The organism is Neisseria sp. P0009.S007 (genome assembly GCF_051962515.1).
In genome coordinates, this window is record NZ_JBQCVF010000206.1 from 1 (window position 1) to 2,399 (window position 2,399).

General features: G+C 41.2%; 4 protein-coding genes. All 4 read right to left on the reverse strand.

Annotated elements, in window-relative coordinates:
• On the reverse strand, positions 1 to 199 hold a 199-nt coding region (locus tag ACTHS3_RS11620; protein ID WP_249552292.1), incomplete at its 3' end, for a DUF6531 domain-containing protein.
• Complete coding sequence (locus ACTHS3_RS11625) at positions 190 to 405, reverse strand: hypothetical protein (protein ID WP_079453697.1); 216 nt, start codon at positions 403 to 405, stop codon at positions 190 to 192. The genes ACTHS3_RS11625 and ACTHS3_RS11620, both read right to left, overlap by 10 nt.
• Positions 406 to 459: 54 nt before the next feature.
• On the reverse strand, positions 460 to 1,227 hold the full coding sequence (locus ACTHS3_RS11630; protein ID WP_070625102.1) for a hypothetical protein: 768 nt from the start codon (positions 1,225 to 1,227) through the stop codon (positions 460 to 462).
• Positions 1,228 to 1,244: 17 nt separating this feature from the next.
• Positions 1,245 to 2,399, reverse strand: a 1,155-nt coding sequence (locus ACTHS3_RS11635) for an RHS repeat-associated core domain-containing protein (protein ID WP_440368004.1), incomplete at its 5' end; no start/stop codon positions are given.

Below are 2,399 nucleotides of genomic sequence, written 5' to 3' on the forward strand. Positions count from 1 at the left end.
TGCCGTTCGGATCGGTTACCGACAGCAACAGACCGTTGCCGGCATATTCGAAACGGGTGATGTGTTTCAGCGGGTCGATATAGGCCAATCCGGCCGCATCGCGGATAATGCGTTGGCAGCCAGGTACGCTCCAACCCTCGCCGAGCCAGCCGGTACCGTCTTGGTCGGAATAATAGCTGCGGCTCCATACTAGAGGCAAAATGCCTTCAAAGGCAAAGTCGGTTTCACCCTCCAAAACTTCAAACCGTGTATCGGATTCACCGGCCGACCGGCACCCACTGCACCCTTACAGGACAGACAGGTTTTAGGGGGAAGTCTTTTGCTGAACTTGCCGTTCATATGGAACATATCGCCGGTGCGCACGATATAGCGTTTGCGGATTTTAACCGAGGAAGAATGGCGCATCGGCCAGGCCGGTTTGGTGGCGGTACGGGAAAGTATGCCCTTGCGGCCCGGAAGTTATAAATAAAGTTGGATAATACTTGTTATTTTTTTTTGTGTTTCAACACTAATTTCCTGGTTAAAATTTTGGATTAATTTAAGAAAATCAATAATTAAGTTGATTTGATTAGTGTTAAATATCGTACTTTGGTCTCTTAGGGCAATATATAAAAAGTCAACAACGTAACCATATAAATAGAATTTAGATAAATTAGAAAAAATATATTTTAAACAGCAAGGAGTAAAATATAATATAGCCTTATTAGTAAAGGCTTGCCACTCTAGTGATTCAAGTATTGAGAGAAAATCATCGTATGTTATCTCAATCCAAGTTTTAGTAGATAGTTGCATTATAGAAAATATATAAAAGTTATCACTATCATCAAAACTTATGATGTTATTTTTATCAACTTTAAAAATTGGGAAAGTAGGCTTAATTTTTTCTTCTAGACAATTTCGTTCTTGTATATATTTTACCTCCATAAGAAATTTTTCAAATTCATAATTCACTCCTAAATCTTTGATAAACTTAGAAATATATTCTAAAAAATCATAAATTATATTAATTTCATTTTTGGTTAAAGATTGTAGTAAATTAAATAGTTCACTTACTTCTCCTTGGGATATGTTAGAATAATAGCTAAATAATTCTATGAAATAATCATTATCTATACTAGGATTTTCTATTGAGTTTAGTAAAAGTGTATTTAAATGTAAAGCATTTTCATTTTTTTGTTTATCTGACATTTGATTTTTAATTAACAAAATTAGATTGTTTTTTTTCATGTCTTACTTTCTATATTTTAAGGTATGGCAGCATTTGCAGGAATTGTTCCCCATAAAGGAGGGAGTAAAGAAGGCAAAAACCGAACAATTCGATAAACTATATATGCAGCTCCAGCACCAGCAACAACTTTTGCTCCTGTTTCTACAGTAGACCTCGGAACAGCAGGATTTTTCCACTGTTTAGGCTGAGGAACTGGTTTTGTCGCCCACTTCCACGCCCCAGAAGGGGGACTTCCACAACCTGAATCGTTCCACTCCTGCAAACGGTCTCTAAGGCTTTTCTGTTGATTCTTGATTTCCTGTTCATGTGTTTTCCACGACTGGGTACCAGGACCATTGCGACCATTAATTTGTTCATTGAACCTATGGCGCAAACCATGAGTGCCACCATTGTTACATTTCCGTTTATCTCTATTAATTAATCTATCAATATCTTGCCCAATCTCTTCGCATGATCGTTTTGACTTTCCTTTTAGACCTAATGGATCAAGCCAACGAGATATATTGAAGGCAAACATATAAAAATTACTACCTCCAAACAACCCAATCGGATCCTGATTCACAAACCGACCCGCATCAGGCTCGTAATACCTGAAGAAGTTGTAATGCAGCCCCGTCTCACGGTCGCAATACTGGTTCTGCAGGCGGAAGGGTTGGTGAGCAGTTCCGGATATGTTGGTTTCACTCTTCAGTTTGCCCCAGCCGGTATAGTTGCCAAACCACAAGAGGTTGCCGTCTTCATCGGTCATCTCTCTCGGAATGCCGATTTGGTCGCAGTGGAAGTAGTGGGTTTGTTGGCGGCTTTCGCCTTCTTCGTTGGTCCAGTTATGTACCTGTGCCAAGGGTTCGTAGCTATCGGGATCGGTATAGATATAGGTATATCTGCCGTCCGGGTGGACTTCCTGCAAGAGGTGGCTGCCGTCCCAAACGAATCCGGTTTCCTCTTCGAGGTCGTCTGAAACTTCCTGACTGGTTTTCAGACGACCTTTGCCTATCCTTCTGCCCAAGGCGTCGTAGGTGTACGCCCAAGTTTCTTTGCTGCCGTCTTTTTTGAAGATTTCGGCTTTAACCAGTTGGTCGTGCAGATCGTAGAAATAGTTCTGCACTTCGCCGTCGGCCAGTTCGCGGTGGATCAGGTTGCCGAGGTCGTCGTAGTAATAGCTGCTGCCGTT

Bases quoted from the DNA above. Each gene is read 5' to 3' on its own strand.
- ACTHS3_RS11625 (WP_079453697.1), bottom strand. From the start codon at position 405: ATGCGCCATTCTTCCTCGGTTAAAATCCGCAAACGCTATATCGTGCGC.
- ACTHS3_RS11630 (WP_070625102.1), bottom strand. From the start codon at position 1,227: ATGAAAAAAAACAATCTAATTTTGTTAATTAAAAATCAAATGTCAGAT.